This window comes from Hyphomonas sp. (assembly GCF_965284475.1).
In the GTDB taxonomy this organism is placed as follows: domain Bacteria; phylum Pseudomonadota; class Alphaproteobacteria; order Caulobacterales; family Hyphomonadaceae; genus Hyphomonas.
The window spans coordinates 425706-441236 of the sequence record NZ_OZ260087.1; the positions used below are offsets into that span (position 1 = coordinate 425706).

A 15531-nucleotide genomic window follows, 5' to 3' on the forward strand; every position below is an offset into this window, starting at 1 on the left:
GCACGGCCGGTCTTTTGCCACCAAACCTCCGCGCGTGACCCGGACACACACCCCCCTTCTTGCCCTGACCATGGGCGACCCCGCTGGCTGCGGCCCCGCTATCACGACGGCGGCCTGGGAGAAACTGCAGGCCGATCCCGCCCTCACCTTCTACGTGATCGGCGCGCCAGCGCTCTATGCCGCCCGCGTCCCGGTCCGCAAAATCGCTTCGCCCGCGGAAGCCCGCGACATTTTTTCCGATGCCCTGCCGGTGCTCGCGCTGGCCGATGTACCTGACGTGCGGCCCGGCCAGCCCGATGCGGATGCCGCGCCCGCCATCATCCGCTCCATCGCACTCGCCACCTCCCACGCGCTTGAAGGCATGGCAGACGGCATTGTCACGAATCCCATCAACAAGGCCCTGCTCTACAGCGCCGGCTTTTCCTATCCGGGCCACACCGAATACGTCGCCCACCTTTGCACCAACCCGAACGAGCCCGCTCCGCAGCCGGTCATGATGCTGGTCGGCGGCGGCCTCCGGGTTGCGCTCGCCACAATCCACATTCCCCTGATGAAGGTCGGCAAGGCACTGACCGTTTCCGGGCTCGTCGAACTCGGCCAGATCGTCAACCGCGCCCTGAAACAGGATTTCGGCCTCGACGCGCCACGCATCGCTTTTTCCGGCCTCAATCCGCATGCGGGAGAAGAGGGAACGATCGGTGCCGAAGAGCAGGCGATCATAAACCCCGCCGCCCATGCCCTGCGCCTCTCGGGCGTGGACATGTCCGACGCCCGCCCCGGCGACACCGTGTTCGCCGAAGCCTTGTCGGGCGCCTATGATGCCGTGATCGCCATGACCCATGACCAGGGCCTGATCCCGGTCAAGACTCTGGACTTCTGGGGCGGCGTCAATGTCACGCTCGGCCTGCCCGTGGTCCGCACCAGCCCGGACCATGGCACCGCCTATGATGCCGCCGCCGCAGGCACCACACGCGCCGACAGCCTCATCGCCGCCCTCCGCCTCGCTGCCTCGATGACCCTTGCAAGGACAGATGCTGCGTGACGGATCCCCAGCGCCCGCAATTGACAGATGCCCCCGCCCGCAAGGCGCTCGGCCAGCACTTCCTGTTCGACCCCAGCATCCTGCATCGCGCGGCCACTGCCGCCGGCCCGGTGAAGGACCGCGTCGTCATCGAAGTCGGCCCTGGCCCCGGCGGCCTGACGCGCGCCCTGCTCGACGAGGGCGCCGGCAAGGTCATCGCGGTCGAGACCGATTCGCGCTTTGCCGAGGCGCTCACCCTGTGGCCGGAAGCAAAGGATGACCGCCTGATCGTCGTCCAGAAAGATGCCCGCAAGGTCAATTTCGAAAAACTGGTGGAAGAGGCTGGTGCCACCCAGCCCGCCATGGTCATCGCCAACCTGCCCTATAATGTCGGCACACCACTCCTCGTCGGCTGGCTCAAGGCGGGCGACTGGCGCGGCGAGATGGCGCTGATGTTCCAGAAGGAAGTCGCCGAGCGCATCTGCGCTGCGCCCAATACGGACCATTATGGCCGCCTCGCGGTTCTCGTCCAGTCCGCGACCCGCCCCCACATCGCCTTCACCCTGCCGCCGGGCGCGTTCAGCCCCCCGCCCAAGGTCGACAGCGCCGTCGCCGTGCTGGAGCCACTGCCCGCCGATCAGCGCTTCGCCCATATCGACCTGCTCGAGCAGGTCACCGGCGCTGCCTTCGGCCAGCGCCGCAAGATGATGCGCGCCGCCCTCAAACCGCTGGCAAAAAAACGCGGCATGAAAGCCGCCGAATGGCTCGAAAGCGTCGGCATCGACCCGACCGCACGGGCTGAAACACTGTCGCAGGATGATTTCCGAAGGTTGGCGGCAAGTTTGGCTTAACAAGCTTCCCCCTCTCCCCTGATTTGCGAGGATCAGCCATAGCGCTGCGATTGCCCGAGCAAGTCGCCGGAGTGAAGGGTCACGGGACAAGCCAACACAGTCCCGCCATCTGCGGCGATGCCATCGCCCCTCACTCCCAGCCCTTCGCCCGGAGGAAAAGGCTGCGAATGACGGTCAGCGTTCAACAGGAAAGCCCCCTCTATTCTTTCCCGTCAAACGGTTCCACGACGATATCGGTCACTTCCTCGAACGTGTGCGTGCGGTCGAGGCCGCCGCGGATCACGTACCAGGCGGAGGTGACGATCAGGGCAAACGGCAAGAGCCAGAGCAGCCAGATGGCCTTTGCCTTGGGGCGGGGCGGCTGTTGCGGCGACTCGGGCGCCCGCTCATCCGTCTGCGGTTCATTATCATTTGTCATGCGCGGGCCTTTTCAGGGAAGACTTGCGAAAGGGTAGAACGTGCGAGCACGCATTCAGGCCTCTCCGAGGAGACGCCTGACATGGTCTTCAAGGTCCAGCTGGCGCAGCCGTTTCAGGCGCTCGACCAGCAGGATCCGGCGCAGGCGCTGATAGGCCTCGTCGAGATTGTCATTGACGATGGCGTAATCATAGCGGCGCCAGTGCATGATCTCGCGGCGCGCATCCACCATGCGGCGGGCCACATCTTCCGGCGTCGAGCCTGCGCGGGCGGCCAGGCGCGCCTCCAGCTCCTCAATGCTCGGCGGCAGGATGAAGACGGAAACCACATCATTCGGCATCTGGTCATGCAGCGCATCGGCGCCCTGCCAGTCGACGTCGAACAATATGTCCTCGCCGCTCTCCAGTTTTGCCACCGTATCGGCGCGCGGCGTGCCGTAATACTTGTCGAAGACATGCGCCCATTCGAGGAATTCGCGGTTGGCGATCATCGCCTTGAATTCATCCACCGACTTGAAGTGATAATGGGCACCATCCTGTTCGTTCGGACGCGGCTTTCGCGTCGTGGCGGAGACGGACAGGTTCACATCCTCAAACTCGTTCAGCAGCATGTGCGACAGCGTCGTCTTGCCTGCGCCCGACGGGCTCGACAGGACAAGCATCAGCCCCCTTCGCTTTCCCATTTGCTCATTCGACATTCGCAGCCTGCTCCTTGAACTGGTCGATCACCCCTTTGAGGCCCAGACCGGCATTCGTCAAATCCAGGCTGACCGATTTGGAGCAGAGCGTATTGGCTTCGCGGTTGAGTTCCTGTGCAAGGAAGTCCAGTTTCCGCCCGGCAGGAGAGCCACCTGCGATCAGCTCGCGCGCGCCAGTAAAGTGCGCCGCCAGCCGGTCGAGCTCCTCGCGAACGTCAGCCTTGGCCGCGCTCAGCGCAATCTCCACGGCGGCCCTGTCTGCATCGACGCGGCCTTCGGAATCCAACTCGTCGAGCTGCTTCTTCAGCCGGGCTTTTAGCAAGGCCGGCTGGCCGTCAGCCAGTTTCGCCGCATCGCCGGCAAAACCTTCCATCTCGCTGACAAGCCCGGTCAGAATTCCCGTCAACGACACGCCTTCGGCCCGGCGCGCTGCGGCCAGCTCCGTCAGCGCGGCTTCCGCAGCCCCGATCAGCAGGCGGATGGCCGCGGCATCCTGCGCCAGGTCCCTCAGAGAGCTACCGCCGGTTTCCACAACGCCCTTCAGCGTCATCAGCGTGGCGATCGCCTCGCCCGACAGGCCAGCGCCATGGATCGCCTGCGCCGCATCGGTCAGGGCCGTCAGCAGGGGTTCGTTGACCGTAACGGTCTCGTCGCCTGCGCTCATGTCGATCCGCAGGGACACCTGCAACGACCCCCGATTGAACAGTTTCGAGGCTGCCGACTTTACCGCGCGTTCGATGGCGTCAAAACCGGGTGGGGTATTCACCCGCACATCGAGGCTGCGTCCGTTAACGCTCTTCGCCTCCCAGGCCCAGCTTCCCCATGCCGCTTCTCCCGCGACACGGGCGAAGCCGGTCATACCCGACAATCCACCCATTACTCAGCCCTCTCCCGCGCGATCTCGCCGCGCTCATACTTCCGGTAGGCCGCCACATTGCGATTGTGCTCGGCCAGCGTCCTGGCGAAGAGATGCCCCCCTTTGCCGTCAGCCACAAAGAATATGTACTCCGTTTCGGGCGGATTCAGCACTGCAGCAATTGCATCCCGCCCCGGATTGCAAATGGGTGTCTTGGGCAGGCCGTCAATCTGGTAAGTGTTCCAGTCCGTCTTGCGGTCGATTTCCGATCGATAGAGCGTCCGGCGCTTGCCTGCCTTGTTATAGAGCGGCTCGCCCTGCGAAATCCCGTAGATGATTGTGGGATCGCTCTGCAGCCGCATGCCCCGCTTCATGCGCGCCGTGAACAGGCCGGCAATTTCCGGCCGCTCATCCGCAAGGCCGGTTTCCTTTTCCACCACAGATGCAAGGATCACCGCTTCGTAGGGACTGGCGAAAGGCAGGCCTTCCTGACGTTTGGGCCAAAGCGCCTTGAGAAGATCATCCTGCGCCTTGGCCATCCGGGCGATCAGTTTCGCCCGCGTCATGCCGCGATGGAAGAGATATGTGTCAGGCAACAGGCTGCCCTCGGCGACAGGCAGTTCAGGCATGGGCCCGATGAGCACGGGATCACTCTCGATGAGGCGCAGCAACTGGGCCGTCGTGCGGCCTTCCGGCAGCGTGATCTTGTGCATGACGGCCTTGCCCTCGATCAGGATGTCGAGAATCTCGCCCAGGCTCGCCTGCGGCTCAAGCGTGAACTCGCCGGATTTCAGCGCTGTTTCAGTGCCATCAATCCGGGCCTTGAGACGCATGACCCAGGCCGAGCGAATCACGCCGTCACTCTCCAGCCGGGTCGCTACGGTGGACATGCCCTCGCCGGGCTCGACAATGAAGAGCGTTTCAGCCGGCAACGGGCCATCCTTGGCCACTTCATTACCAAGCCATATCCAGCCAGCGCCCATAACGGCGCCTGCGAGGATCACGACCGCGACAATCAGCGATAACAGGCCTTTGATGAACTTCATGGAACGCCTCACACGAATCTGGCAAAGCCAGCCTACATGCCCGCCCCTGCCCGGCGATAGTGGCCTATTTCACTTCCCGCAGCACAAGCGACGCATTCGTGCCGCCAAAGCCGAAGCTGTTTGACATCGCAGCCCGCACACGGCCCTCCTTGGCCTTGTGCGGAATGAGGTCGAGCTTGGTTTCGAAGCTTGGATTGTCGAGGTTCAAAGTCGGCGGCATGATCTGGTCACGTATTGCCAGAGCACAGAACGCGCTTTCAATCGCACCCGCCGCACCCAGCAGGTGACCCACGGCCGACTTGGTCGACGACATGGACATGTTCGCTGCATGATCGCCATAGGCCCGCTCAACCGCACCGGCTTCGCCTTCGTCACCCTTCGGCGTCGAGGTTCCGTGCGCATTGATATAATCGACTTCGGTCGGGTCGATGCCGGAATTTTTCAGCGCCATCTTCATGGCGCGATAGCCACCCTCGGCACCTTCGGCAGGCGCCGTGATGTGATAGGCATCGCCCGTCAGGCCATAGCCCGAGACCTCGGCATAGATCTTCGCGCCGCGCGCCTTCGCGTGCTCATACTCTTCAAGCACGAGAACAGCCGCGCCGTCGCCCATGACAAAACCGTCGCGGTCCTTGTCATACGGGCGCGAGGCCTTTTCGGGCGTATCGTTGAAATTCGTGGACATCGCCTTGGCGGCGCAGAAGCCGGCAATCGCGATGCGGCCGATCACGGCTTCCGAACCGCCAGCCAGCATCACGTCGGCATCGCCGTACTTGATCAGGCGCGCCGAGTCGCCAATGGCATGCGCGCCGGTCGCACAGGCCGTGACGACCGCATGGTTCGGCCCCTTGAAGCCGTGCTTGATCGATACCTGCCCGGAGGCGAGGTTGATCAATGCCGACGGAATGAAGAAGGGGCTGACCTTGCGCGGGCCATGCTCGTGCAGGGTGACAGCCGTATTGTAGATGGATTCCAGCCCGCCAATCCCGGAGCCGATCATCACGCCGGTGCGTTCACGGCTTTCATCGTCTTCAGGGCGCCAGTCGGCGTCCTCGACAGCTTCTTCTGCTGCCGCAATCGCGTACAGGATGAATTCGTCGATCCGGCGCAGCTCCTTGGGGGAGACAAACTTGTCCGGATCAAATGCATGGGGATCGCCTGCGCCACCGCCGCGCCCGTTGGTCCATGGTACCTGGAACGCGATCTTGCACGGCATGTCCTCCGGATCGAAGACATCAATGCGTCCTGCTCCGGACTTTCCGGCAATCAGGCGTTCCCAGGTTGCCTCGCGCCCGAAAGCGAGCGGAGAGACAATCCCGATACCCGTTATAACAACGCGGCGGTCAGACATTCAGGACAGCTCCGTCTCAGACGTGAGCTTTGATGTGAGTCACCGCGTCACCGACGGACCGGATCGATTCCTGCACATCGTCCGGGATTTCGATATTGAATTCTTCTTCGAAGGCCATGACCAGTTCGACCAGGTCCAGCGAGTCTGCGCCGAGGTCGTCGATGAAGCTTGCGCTCTCGACAACTTTGTCAGCGTCCACGTCGAGATTATCGACTACGATTTTTTTCACACGCTCAAGAACGTCAGACATGAATACCTCTCTAGATATGCCCGAAAAGCCGGTCCATTTCTGAACCATTGTGTTGCGCCTAGCACACACTTGACGAAAGCGCCAAGCCCTAGTCGCAACGGTTACTGTAGCGAAATCAGATCATTGCCATACCGCCATTAACATGCAGCGTTTGCCCCGTCACGTAGGAGGCTTCGCTGGATGCAAGGTATACTGCCGCTGAGGCGATGTCTCCACCCTGCCCCAGACGGCCTGCGGGGATGCCTGCCAGAAGTGCCTCTTTCTGCGCATCGGGCAACCCGTCCGTCATGGGCGATTCGATGAAACCGGGCGCAATCGTGTTTGCCGTTATGCCGCGACTGGCCACTTCTTGCGCAATGGACTTGGTGAATCCGATCATGCCGGCCTTGGATGCGCAGTAATTTGTCTGGCCCGGATTGCCGGTCACGCCAACGATCGAGGTGATCCCGATGATGCGGCCGTAGCGGCGCTTCATCATGCCCCGCACAGCACTCTTGGTGAGGCGGAAATAGCTGCCAAGATTCACCTGCAGCACGTCGTTCCAGTCTTCATCCTTCATCTGGATCAGCAATTTGTCCCGGGTGATGCCCGCATTGGCAACCAGAATGTCGAGTGGCCCGACCGCTGCCTCCGCGCGGCCCACCAGGCCATCCACGGCTTCGGCGTCAGACAGGTTGCAAGTCACGATGGCGCTCTCGCCTTTAAGCGTGGCAGCCACCTCCTCCAGCACGCTTTCGCGCGTACCGGAAAGCGCAACCTTCGCGCCAGCCTCCGAAAGCGCTGTGGCAATCGCCCGGCCAATGCCGCCCGATGCGCCGGTAACCAGGGCCGTCCGGCCGGTGAGATCAAACATGGGCTTCTCCCTTGATAAAGGCTGCGAAGGCTTCAAGATCCTCGGGCGTTCCGAGTGTGAAGCCGTTCAATGATTTTTCAATGCGGCGCTGCATGACCGTCAACACCTTGCCAGCGCCAGCTTCGGCCGTTGCCGTGACGCCCCTGCCCACCATGAACTGGACGCTTTCGGTCCAGCGCACGCGACCTGTCACCTGGTCGATCAGGTTTTGCCGGATCGCCTCGGGATCCCTCGTCGGCCTGGCTGAAATGTTGGCAACAACCGGAACGTTCGGCGCATGGATCGTCACATCCGCCAGCGCGGCGGCCATGGCGTCAGCAGCAGGCTGCATCAGCGAACAATGGAACGGCGCTGACACGTTCAGCAGCATGGCCTTTTTCACGCCATTGGCCTTCGCATACTCGCATGCCGCATCAATGGCGGCCTGCGAGCCTGACAGCACAAGCTGGCCGGGGGCATTGTCATTGGCAATCTCGCAGGCGCCGCCCGTCGCCCGGCCCGCATCGCAGGCAGCTTCGGCCTGTACCAGGTCTGCGCCAAGCAGCGCCGCCATGGCCCCTTCACCGGCGGCTACCGCCCCCTGCATGGCGTTCCCGCGTATGCGCAGCAGACGGGCCGTGTCTGCGAGGCTGATCGCACCCGCCGATGCCAGCGCCGCATACTCACCCAGAGAATGCCCGGCCACGAACATAGCGTCAGACGCGGAAATACCAAACGTCGCTTCGAGCGCGCGCATTGCGGCAACGCTGTGCGCCATTAAGGCGGGCTGGGTGTTCGCCGTCAGCGTCAGTTCGGCAAGATCGCCCTCCCACATCAGTTTCGACAGGTTCTGGCCGAGAGCCGCATCGACTTCGTCGAACACGGCCCTGGCGACCGGAAATGCGTCCGCGAGGGCCTTGCCCATACCGATTTCCTGGCTGCCTTGGCCGGGAAAGATGAACGCCAGTCCTGTCATCGCGATTTCCTCCAGATTTTTGTCGTGCCTAATCGGGCTCGCCAATGTGTGCAAGCGCTTGAAATCTCCACCAATATAGGCTTAAGACGCGCCTTCACTCGCAGGGATGCGGTCCTCATTAGCCCGGAATGAGCCGGACGAAGAGGGGCCATCGCCAGTCAGTTTCCCGCTGTCTTGCGCCGCATGCCTCATTTTTGGGAATAAAAACATGGCACTATATGAGCACGTCGTGATCACACGACCTGACATTTCGCCGGCACAGGTCGACACATTTGTCGAAGAATTGTCCGGCTTCCTCAAGGAAAAAGGCGCAACTGTCGGCCGTACCGAGTACTGGGGCCTGCGCAACCTTGCCTATCCGATCAAGAAACAGCGCAAGGGGCACTATTCGCTCCTCAACATCGACGGCCCGGCTAATGCGGTCCACGAACTGGAACGCCGCCTGCGAATTTCCGATGATGTGATGCGCTACATGACGATCCGCGTCGAGTCGCACAGTGACGAGCTTTCGGCCGTCCTGTCGCGCAAAGAACGTCGTCGCGACTAGAGAGGACAGGAAACATGGCTCAGAAACTGAACATCACGAACATTCCTGCCCGTCGCCCGTTCGGACGTCGCCGCAAGGTGGACCCGTTTACCGGTGAACACGCCCAGGAAATCGATTACAAGGACGTGAAACTGCTGCAGCGTTATATCTCTGAAAAAGGGAAAATCGTGCCTAGCCGCATCACGGCCGTAAACCTCAAGAACCAGCGCAAGCTTGCCCAGGCGATCAAACGCGCCCGCATGCTGGCCCTGCTTCCGTTTGAAGTGAAGTAGGAGACACCGACATGCAAGTGATCCTTCTTGAACGCGTCGAGCGCCTTGGAAAGATCGGAGACGAAGTCTCCGTGAAGAACGGCTTTGCACGCAACTTCCTCATCCCGCAGGGCAAGGCCCTTCTCGCAAATGACAAGAACCGCGCGCGGTTCGAAGCTGAGCGGGAAATTATTGAACAGCGTAACGCATCGGCGCGTGCCGCTGCCGAAACCGAGGCTGAAAAGCTGGAAGGCCAGTCCTTCACGCTGATCCGCCAGGCTGGCGATACCGGCCAACTCTACGGTTCGGTCACCGCCCGTGACATCGCCGAAGCCGCTGTCGCTGCAGGCTCCAAATTTCCTGTCAGCGGCGTGCGTCTCGACAAGCCGATCAAATCGATCGGACTGTATGACGTTGCCGTCCGCCTCCACGCGGAAGTCACCGTGACCGTTCAGGCCAATGTGGCCCGTTCGACGGAAGAAGCTGAGCGTCAGGCCAAGGGCGAGGACATCGTCGCGGCGCTGCACGAAGCCAATGCCGCGTATGCCGACGAACAGGCCAGCGAAATGAAAGAGGCTGCGGCTGAACTTTCCGACATGATCGGTGGTTCGGACGACGAGTAAGCCCTGCTCGCAGGAACGAATGAAATCAGAAAGCCGCAGCTATCCACAGCTGCGGCTTTTTTTGTGACTCGATCCGATCTGCTGCCAGTTGAGGGGCGCATTGAGCGCGCATTTGAAGTAACATTAACCAATGCCTCTCGACGATCATTCCTCCGAACCGAACATCATCGCTCCGAACAACCTGTCGGCTGAAGCGGCCGTGCTGGGCGCTATCCTGTTTGATAATAATGCCTATCAACGCATCGCCGATATCCTGCGCCCGTCCGACTTTTACGCACCCGCGCATCAGGAACTATACGACGTTGCCGCGACGATGATCCAGCAGGGCCGCGTCGCCGACGGTGTGACGCTGCGCGAGCATTTCGAGAAGGCAGAAAAGCTGACTGAAATTGGCGGCGCGCGCTATCTGGAACAATTGCTCGACAGCGCGGCGTTCGGCCCTGAAGTGTCCGACTATGCCCGCATGATCCGCGATCTTGCGATGCGCCGGGCGCTGGTCGACATTGGCAGCGAACTCAAGGGCCGCGCCCTGACGCCCGGCCCCGACGAGAATGGTGAACGCCAGATCGAACTGGCCGAACGCCAGCTGTTTGACCTTGCCGAACGCGGCGCCACGGGCCGGGGCTTTACCAGTTTTTCGGAAGCGCTGACAGAATCCCTGAAGATGGCCGAAGCCGCGTTCAAACGCGAAGGCAAGATTGCCGGCATTCCGACCATGCTGCGCGACCTCGACGAAAAACTTGGCGGCTTCCACCGGTCCGACCTTCTCATCCTCGCCGGCCGCCCATCAATGGGGAAAACCTCGCTCGCCACCAATATCGCCTACAATGCCGCCGCAGCCTACCGGGCTGAGGTTCAGGATGATGGGTCGAAGAAAACCGTCGAAGGCGCAGTCGTCGGCTTCTTCTCGCTCGAAATGTCGAACGAACAGCTCGCCACGCGTATCCTCGCCGAGCGAACAGGCATTACCACGCACCGCATCCGGCAGGGCGATCTCGACAAATCTGACTTCGAACGCCTGCGTGAAGCGACGGAAGAGCTGCAGAATCTGCCGCTCTATATCGACGATACCGGCGGCATCTCGATCAGCCAGCTCGCGGCCCGTGCCCGCCGCCTGCAGCGTTCGGTTGGCCTTGACCTGATCGTGATCGACTATCTGCAGCTGATTACGGTCACCAATGGCAACGCGAATGCCAACCGCGTGCAGGAAGTTACCCAGATCACCACGGCCCTGAAGGCACTAGCCAAGGATCTCAACGTTCCCATCCTTGCCCTCTCCCAGCTCAGCCGAGCCGTCGAACAGCGCGACGACAAGCGCCCGCAACTGTCTGACCTGCGCGAATCCGGGTCTATCGAGCAGGACGCCGATGTCGTCATGTTCGTTTACCGGGAAGAATACTATCTCGCGCGTTCCGAGCCTGGCGCCGACCCGAATGATCCGTCATCGAACGAGAAATGGACCCAGTGGCGGGCCCGCATGGACCAGATATACGGCATTGCGGAAGTCATTATCGGCAAGCAGCGCCATGGCCCGATCGGCAAGGTCGACCTCGCCTTCGATGCGAACATCACGCGCTTCGGCGACCTGGAACGCAGCCGCCACCTGGAAGACACCAGCGAATAGGCGTTCTGCGGTCTCCGGCGTCGGGTTTTCTGGCCGTCTCGGAACCACTCGAGCCCATGCCAACAAGATTGCACGCCTCCGCGAAAGCCCGCATGGTGCGGCCAGCGAAATCATAAAATGCAGGATGGAAACGCATGACGGACCTCAACAGTGAACTCTTCGAACTCAGCATGTCGGAAAAGGCCAAGCCACTTCTCGCCCGTGTGATCAAGCACTTGGAAGAGAACGTGGCCCCGTGGCGCGACGAATTCGAGGCGCTGAATGCCGAGAAGGAGGATCGCTGGACGTGGCACCCGCGCCAGCTCGAGCTGATGGAAGCGGCCAAGACCAAGGCGAAGGAAGCGGGCCTCTGGAACTTCTTCCTGCCGGATGCCGAGACGGGCGAAGGCCTGTCAAACCTCGACTATGCCTATATTGCCGCCGAGCTGGGCAAGCATCCCTACGGGTCAGAGACGATGAACTGCAACGCGCCCGACACCGGCAATATGGAAGTTCTGGAACGGGTCGGCACGCCGGCGCAAAAGGAGCAATGGCTAAAGCCGCTGCTCGCCGGTGAAATCCGGTCGGCCTATGCCATGACGGAGCCGAACGTCGCCTCGTCGGATGCCAAGAATATCAGTACGACGGCTGTCCTCGATGGGGATGAATGGGTCATAAATGGCGAGAAGTTCTACATCTCCGGCGCCGGCAATCCGCGCTGCAAGATCATGATTGTGATGGTCAAGACCAGCCCGGATGCCCCGGTCAGCAAGCAGCAGTCACAGATCCTGGTGCCGATGGACACGCCCGGCGTGAAGATACTTGGCGCCATGGAAGTCATGGGTGAAGACCACGCCCCCATCGGGCACATGCACCTGAAATTCACCGATGTGCGCGTGCCGAAGGACAATATCCTGCTGGGCGAGGGGCGCGGATTCGAGATCTCGCAGGTCCGTCTCGGCCCGGGCCGCATTCATCACTGCATGCGCTCTATCGGCAAGGCCGAACTGGCTCTGGAAATGATGGTCAAGCGCGCCGGAACGCGCACCGCCTTCGGCCAGAAAATCGCAAAACTCGGCAAGAATCTCGAGGTGATCTCTCGCGCACGGATCGAGATCAATGCAATGCGCCTGGCCGTCCTGCAGGCCGCCAAGGCGATGGATGTGCTCGGCAACAAGGAAGCCCGCGTCTATGTCAGCGCGGTAAAGGCCATGGTGCCTGAGAAAGTATGCCTGATCATCGACCAGGCAATGCAGATGCACGGCGCCGCCGGCATGTCGCAATGGTTTCCGCTGGCCGGCATGTATGCCGACATGCGCCATCTTCGCTATGCTGACGGGCCGGATGAAGTCCACCACATGGTTGTCGGGCGCGCCGAGGTGCAGAAGCACGGCCTCTGGTAGACCGGGCTAGCTCGGACGGGCGCGCTGGGCCGGGATGACCGCGACGGTAAACCGGCACAGGCAGACAAGGCGATCGGACTCGTCGGTGATCCGGATGGTCCAGACCTGGGTCGTGCGGCCCAGCACCTCGGCTTTGGCTGTCGCATAGACAAATCCGTCCTTCACCGGTCGGACATGATTGGCATTGATCTCGAGGCCGACCCCGACGCTCTCACCAGAATCAAGCGCAAGGTTGGCCGCGATCGAGCCGACCGTCTCAGCCAGCGCGACGGAGGCCCCGCCGTGCAGGCGTCCGTGCGGCTGCAGCGTGCGATGGTCGACCGGCATGCGCGCGGTCAGCGTGTCGTCGCCGATGCTGACCAGCGTGATGCCGAGGACGCCGCCCATCGTGCCCTGCTGGGCTGCGGTGATTAGGTCGAGGTCTATGTTCGTTTGTCGCCAGATTGACATTGGCAAGCCTTTTCAAGTTCAGACAAGAGGATGCGCAAGCCCGCGTCCCCGGATGTGACCGGCACATGTGGCACACGCGCCGCCTGCCCCACAACCCGCTGGGGCCTTGCCGTTGCGGCATGCATGCCGGGCTCGCGAACCTCGTAGTTTCCCGTATTGCGGATCGCCGCCTGGCACGCCGTAATTGCCTCCCGCCCCGTCGAAGGGAGATTGACATGGATGGCAGCTTTCAGGCAACGCAACCGGCGACCCGGACCGCGGCGGACGGGCGTGCAGATCTCGCTTTCCGGGCCGAGGTGGATGCTTTCCTTGACGACGCCCTGACCGAGGAGCTCAGCGCAGCGGGCCGCGCGACGACCGGACTGAAATCCGCGCCGGACGCGTGCCGGGCATGGCGCAAGGCGTTGCACGCCCGTGGCTGGTACGCACCGTCCTGGCCGGTGGAACATGGCGGAGCCGGCTGGAGCACGGCGCAGCGCCTGTATTTCGAGAATGCCTGCGCCGCGCGCGATGCGCCTCTGCTCATGTCGTCAGGCGTCCGCACCATCGGCCCGCTGATCATCGCCGAAGGCACACCCGCCCAACAGGCGCACTACCTCCCCGCCATCCTGCGCGGCGAGCATGAATGGTGCCAGGGTTTTTCCGAACCGCAGGCGGGCTCTGACCTGTCCGCCCTCTCGTTGAGGGCGACGCGCGACGGCGCCGACTTTGTACTGACTGGCAGCAAGCTGTGGACGAGCTTTGCCCAGTACGCCACCCACATGTTCCTGCTGGCCCGGTGCGAACCGGAATCGACAGGTGGCGACGGACTGGTCTTCCTGCTGGTCGAGATGGACAGACCGGGCATTGCGGTGCGACCGATCCGCTTTATCGATGGCGAAGACGAGACCAATGAAGTCTTCTTCGACGGCGTCCGCACGCCAGCCGCCGACCGGATCGGCGAGATTGGCAGGGGTTGGAAAGCGGCCAAGCGGCTGATGGAGATCGCGCGCTCAAACAATACGACGACCGGACTGCTCCGACGCGCGCTGCGGGCGGCGCACCGTGGCGCGGTCGAGGCGGGTGAGGAGGACGCTTTCGGTCAGGCCCATCTGTCCGGCATCGCGCGGCGGATCGACGAATTCCAAGCACTTGAAGCGCATGCGGCTGCGGGACGGATTGCCATCGCCTCGGCGCCGGCGACATCCGCACTGAAGCTGCTCGCGACCGAGCTGCACCAGTCGATCACCGAAATCGGGCTGGAACTGGCGCCTAATAGCGCCTTCGCGCAGGCAAAGTATTTCGCCACACGGGCGGCGACGATCTATTCGGGCACCAGCGAGGTGCACCGGAACATCCTCGCGCGCGCGATTGGCTGCCCCTGACGGCCCACGCCGCGCTGCCCTACAGCACGCCGAGCCAGTCGAGCAGCAGGGCGTTGACCTCATCGGGGCGCTCCTGCTGGGTCCAGTGGCCGCAGCCTTCCAGCAGGGTCGCACCGCGCAGGTCAGACAGGTTTTCCCTCATCGCCGCCAGCATGTCGCCGGGTGACATCTTCAGCACAAGGTCTTTCGTACCGCCGATATAGAGCGACGGCTGAGCGATGGTCCTGGGCGCCGGATGAGCGGTGAGGAAGGCATGGTCGCGGTGCCAGTTGCGATAGCGGTTGAGCGGCCCGCGAAACCCCGAATCGCGGAACTGGGCATCATAATAGGCGACATCCTCAGCAGACAGCCATGGCAGCGGCATGGGCGGCTCGGGCAGGCGGTGCAACAGCGTGTCACCATGCTTCTTGTCGGTCGGCCAGGTGCCCTCCGGCGCGTCGCCTGAGATCGCATAGTAGAATTTGCGGATGGTTTCGGCCGGGTCATTCTCCAGCTCGGCCTCGGGTGGGCCTTCGTCCTGGAAATAGACCTGATAGAAGAACAGGCCGCGCGCGGTGAAAAAGGCGCGCACGGCATCGATGAACACAATTTCGTTCGGCGGAATGTAGGGCACTGACAGCCCGGCCACGGCCCGGAACCTGTCGGCATGGAGCCGGGCCGTATTCCAGGCGATGGGCGAGCCCCAGTCATGGCCGACCACGACGGCCTTCTCGCCCGGTGACAGAGCATGGGCGAGACCGGCAATGTCGCTGGTCAGGCTTTCCATGTCATAGGCTTCGACCGGGTGGGGCCGGTCAGAGCCGCCATAGCCGCGCACGTCCGGCGCCGCGACACGGTAGCCGGCCGCCGACAGCGCCTTGATCTGGTGACGCCAGGAATACCAGCTTTCGGGAAAGCCGTGCACGAGAATGACCAGCGGGCCGTCGCCCGCCGTCGCCACACGCAGCCGGATACCGTTCGTCTCGACGTGCTGAAGGTCTGGCGACATGGCGG

18 protein-coding genes are annotated in these 15531 nt (G+C 62.5%); 8 read left to right on the plus strand and 10 right to left on the minus strand.

Annotated elements, in window-relative coordinates; genetic code table 11:
- Positions 1 to 34 precede the first annotated feature (34 nt).
- Together pdxA and rsmA are read left to right on the plus strand one after the other, a co-directional pair.
- Entirely contained in the window at positions 35 to 1042 is a 1008-nt protein-coding gene (gene pdxA, locus ACQ66M_RS01845) for a 4-hydroxythreonine-4-phosphate dehydrogenase PdxA (protein ID WP_430401528.1), read from the plus strand.
- The gene (gene rsmA / locus ACQ66M_RS01850; protein WP_350175073.1) at positions 1039 to 1872 is read left to right on the plus strand and encodes a 16S rRNA (adenine(1518)-N(6)/adenine(1519)-N(6))-dimethyltransferase RsmA; all 834 of its coding nucleotides are present in this window, start codon (positions 1039 to 1041) and stop codon (positions 1870 to 1872) included. The genes pdxA and rsmA overlap by 4 nt, the downstream gene beginning before the upstream one ends.
- A 199-nt stretch (positions 1873 to 2071) precedes the next feature.
- Here the strand turns inward: rsmA and ACQ66M_RS01855 are convergent, their stop codons facing one another.
- The 8 genes from ACQ66M_RS01855 to fabD all read right to left on the minus strand — a co-directional run bounded on the left by ACQ66M_RS01855 (position 2072) and on the right by fabD (position 8297).
- Entirely contained in the window at positions 2072 to 2290 is a 219-nt protein-coding gene (locus tag ACQ66M_RS01855) for a hypothetical protein (RefSeq protein ID WP_350175075.1), read from the minus strand.
- Between the two features lie 54 nt (positions 2291 to 2344).
- Positions 2345 to 2986 (minus strand): guanylate kinase, encoded by a 642-nt coding sequence (gene gmk, locus ACQ66M_RS01860; protein WP_430401529.1) that lies wholly within the window; start codon positions 2984 to 2986, stop codon positions 2345 to 2347.
- Positions 2976 to 3863, minus strand: a complete 888-nt coding sequence (locus ACQ66M_RS01865; RefSeq protein WP_430401530.1) for a YicC/YloC family endoribonuclease — start codon at positions 3861 to 3863, stop codon at positions 2976 to 2978. The genes gmk and ACQ66M_RS01865 overlap by 11 nt, the downstream gene beginning before the upstream one ends.
- A complete protein-coding gene (gene mltG / locus ACQ66M_RS01870; RefSeq protein WP_430401531.1) occupies positions 3863 to 4888 on the minus strand; it encodes an endolytic transglycosylase MltG in 1026 nt (341 codons plus the stop codon). The genes ACQ66M_RS01865 and mltG overlap by 1 nt, the downstream gene beginning before the upstream one ends.
- Positions 4889 to 4952: 64 nt before the next feature.
- Positions 4953 to 6239, minus strand: a complete 1287-nt coding sequence (gene fabF / locus ACQ66M_RS01875; protein WP_350216545.1) for a beta-ketoacyl-ACP synthase II — start codon at positions 6237 to 6239, stop codon at positions 4953 to 4955.
- 16 nt (positions 6240 to 6255) lie between these two features.
- Positions 6256 to 6489, minus strand: a complete 234-nt coding sequence (locus ACQ66M_RS01880; protein WP_045698220.1) for an acyl carrier protein — start codon at positions 6487 to 6489, stop codon at positions 6256 to 6258.
- A 115-nt stretch (positions 6490 to 6604) separates the two neighbouring features.
- Entirely contained in the window at positions 6605 to 7342 is a 738-nt protein-coding gene (gene fabG, locus ACQ66M_RS01885) for a 3-oxoacyl-[acyl-carrier-protein] reductase (RefSeq protein WP_430401532.1), read from the minus strand.
- Positions 7335 to 8297, minus strand: a complete 963-nt coding sequence (gene fabD / locus ACQ66M_RS01890; RefSeq protein ID WP_430401533.1) for an ACP S-malonyltransferase — start codon at positions 8295 to 8297, stop codon at positions 7335 to 7337. Before fabD ends, fabG begins: the two co-directional genes overlap by 8 nt.
- Positions 8298 to 8505: 208 nt before the next feature.
- Here fabD and rpsF point away from each other — a divergent pair, with 208 nt between their 5' ends.
- The 5 genes from rpsF (at position 8506) to ACQ66M_RS01915 (ending at position 12724) form a co-directional block, all read left to right on the plus strand.
- Positions 8506 to 8844: a 30S ribosomal protein S6 gene (gene rpsF, locus ACQ66M_RS01895; protein ID WP_350170848.1), complete on the plus strand. Its 339-nt coding sequence runs from the start codon at positions 8506 to 8508 to the stop codon at positions 8842 to 8844.
- Positions 8845 to 8858: 14 nt separating this feature from the next.
- A complete protein-coding gene (gene rpsR / locus ACQ66M_RS01900; RefSeq protein ID WP_034737477.1) occupies positions 8859 to 9116 on the plus strand; it encodes a 30S ribosomal protein S18 in 258 nt (85 codons plus the stop codon).
- Between the two features lie 11 nt (positions 9117 to 9127).
- Complete coding sequence (rplI, locus tag ACQ66M_RS01905; protein ID WP_350170847.1) at positions 9128 to 9718, plus strand: 50S ribosomal protein L9; 591 nt, start codon at positions 9128 to 9130, stop codon at positions 9716 to 9718.
- A 130-nt stretch (positions 9719 to 9848) separates the two neighbouring features.
- Positions 9849 to 11342 carry a replicative DNA helicase gene (locus tag ACQ66M_RS01910; protein ID WP_350170846.1) on the plus strand — a complete coding sequence of 498 codons (1494 nt, stop codon included), beginning with the start codon at positions 9849 to 9851 and terminating at the stop codon, positions 11340 to 11342.
- A 134-nt stretch (positions 11343 to 11476) separates the two neighbouring features.
- Positions 11477 to 12724, plus strand: coding sequence for an acyl-CoA dehydrogenase family protein (locus ACQ66M_RS01915; protein WP_350170845.1), 1248 nt, complete (start codon positions 11477 to 11479; stop codon positions 12722 to 12724).
- Between the two features lie 6 nt (positions 12725 to 12730).
- Here ACQ66M_RS01915 and ACQ66M_RS01920 read toward each other — a convergent pair whose 3' ends face one another.
- Entirely contained in the window at positions 12731 to 13174 is a 444-nt protein-coding gene (locus ACQ66M_RS01920; protein ID WP_430401534.1) for a hotdog fold thioesterase, read from the minus strand.
- Positions 13175 to 13389: 215 nt separating this feature from the next.
- On the opposite strand from ACQ66M_RS01920, the gene ACQ66M_RS01925 reads away from it, so the two are divergent.
- On the plus strand, positions 13390 to 14538 hold the full coding sequence (locus tag ACQ66M_RS01925) for an acyl-CoA dehydrogenase family protein (RefSeq protein ID WP_430401535.1): 1149 nt from the start codon (positions 13390 to 13392) through the stop codon (positions 14536 to 14538).
- Between the two features lie 19 nt (positions 14539 to 14557).
- Here ACQ66M_RS01925 and ACQ66M_RS01930 read toward each other — a convergent pair whose 3' ends face one another.
- On the minus strand, positions 14558 to 15526 hold the full coding sequence (locus ACQ66M_RS01930) for an alpha/beta fold hydrolase (RefSeq protein WP_430401536.1): 969 nt from the start codon (positions 15524 to 15526) through the stop codon (positions 14558 to 14560).
- Positions 15527 to 15531 lie beyond the last annotated feature (5 nt).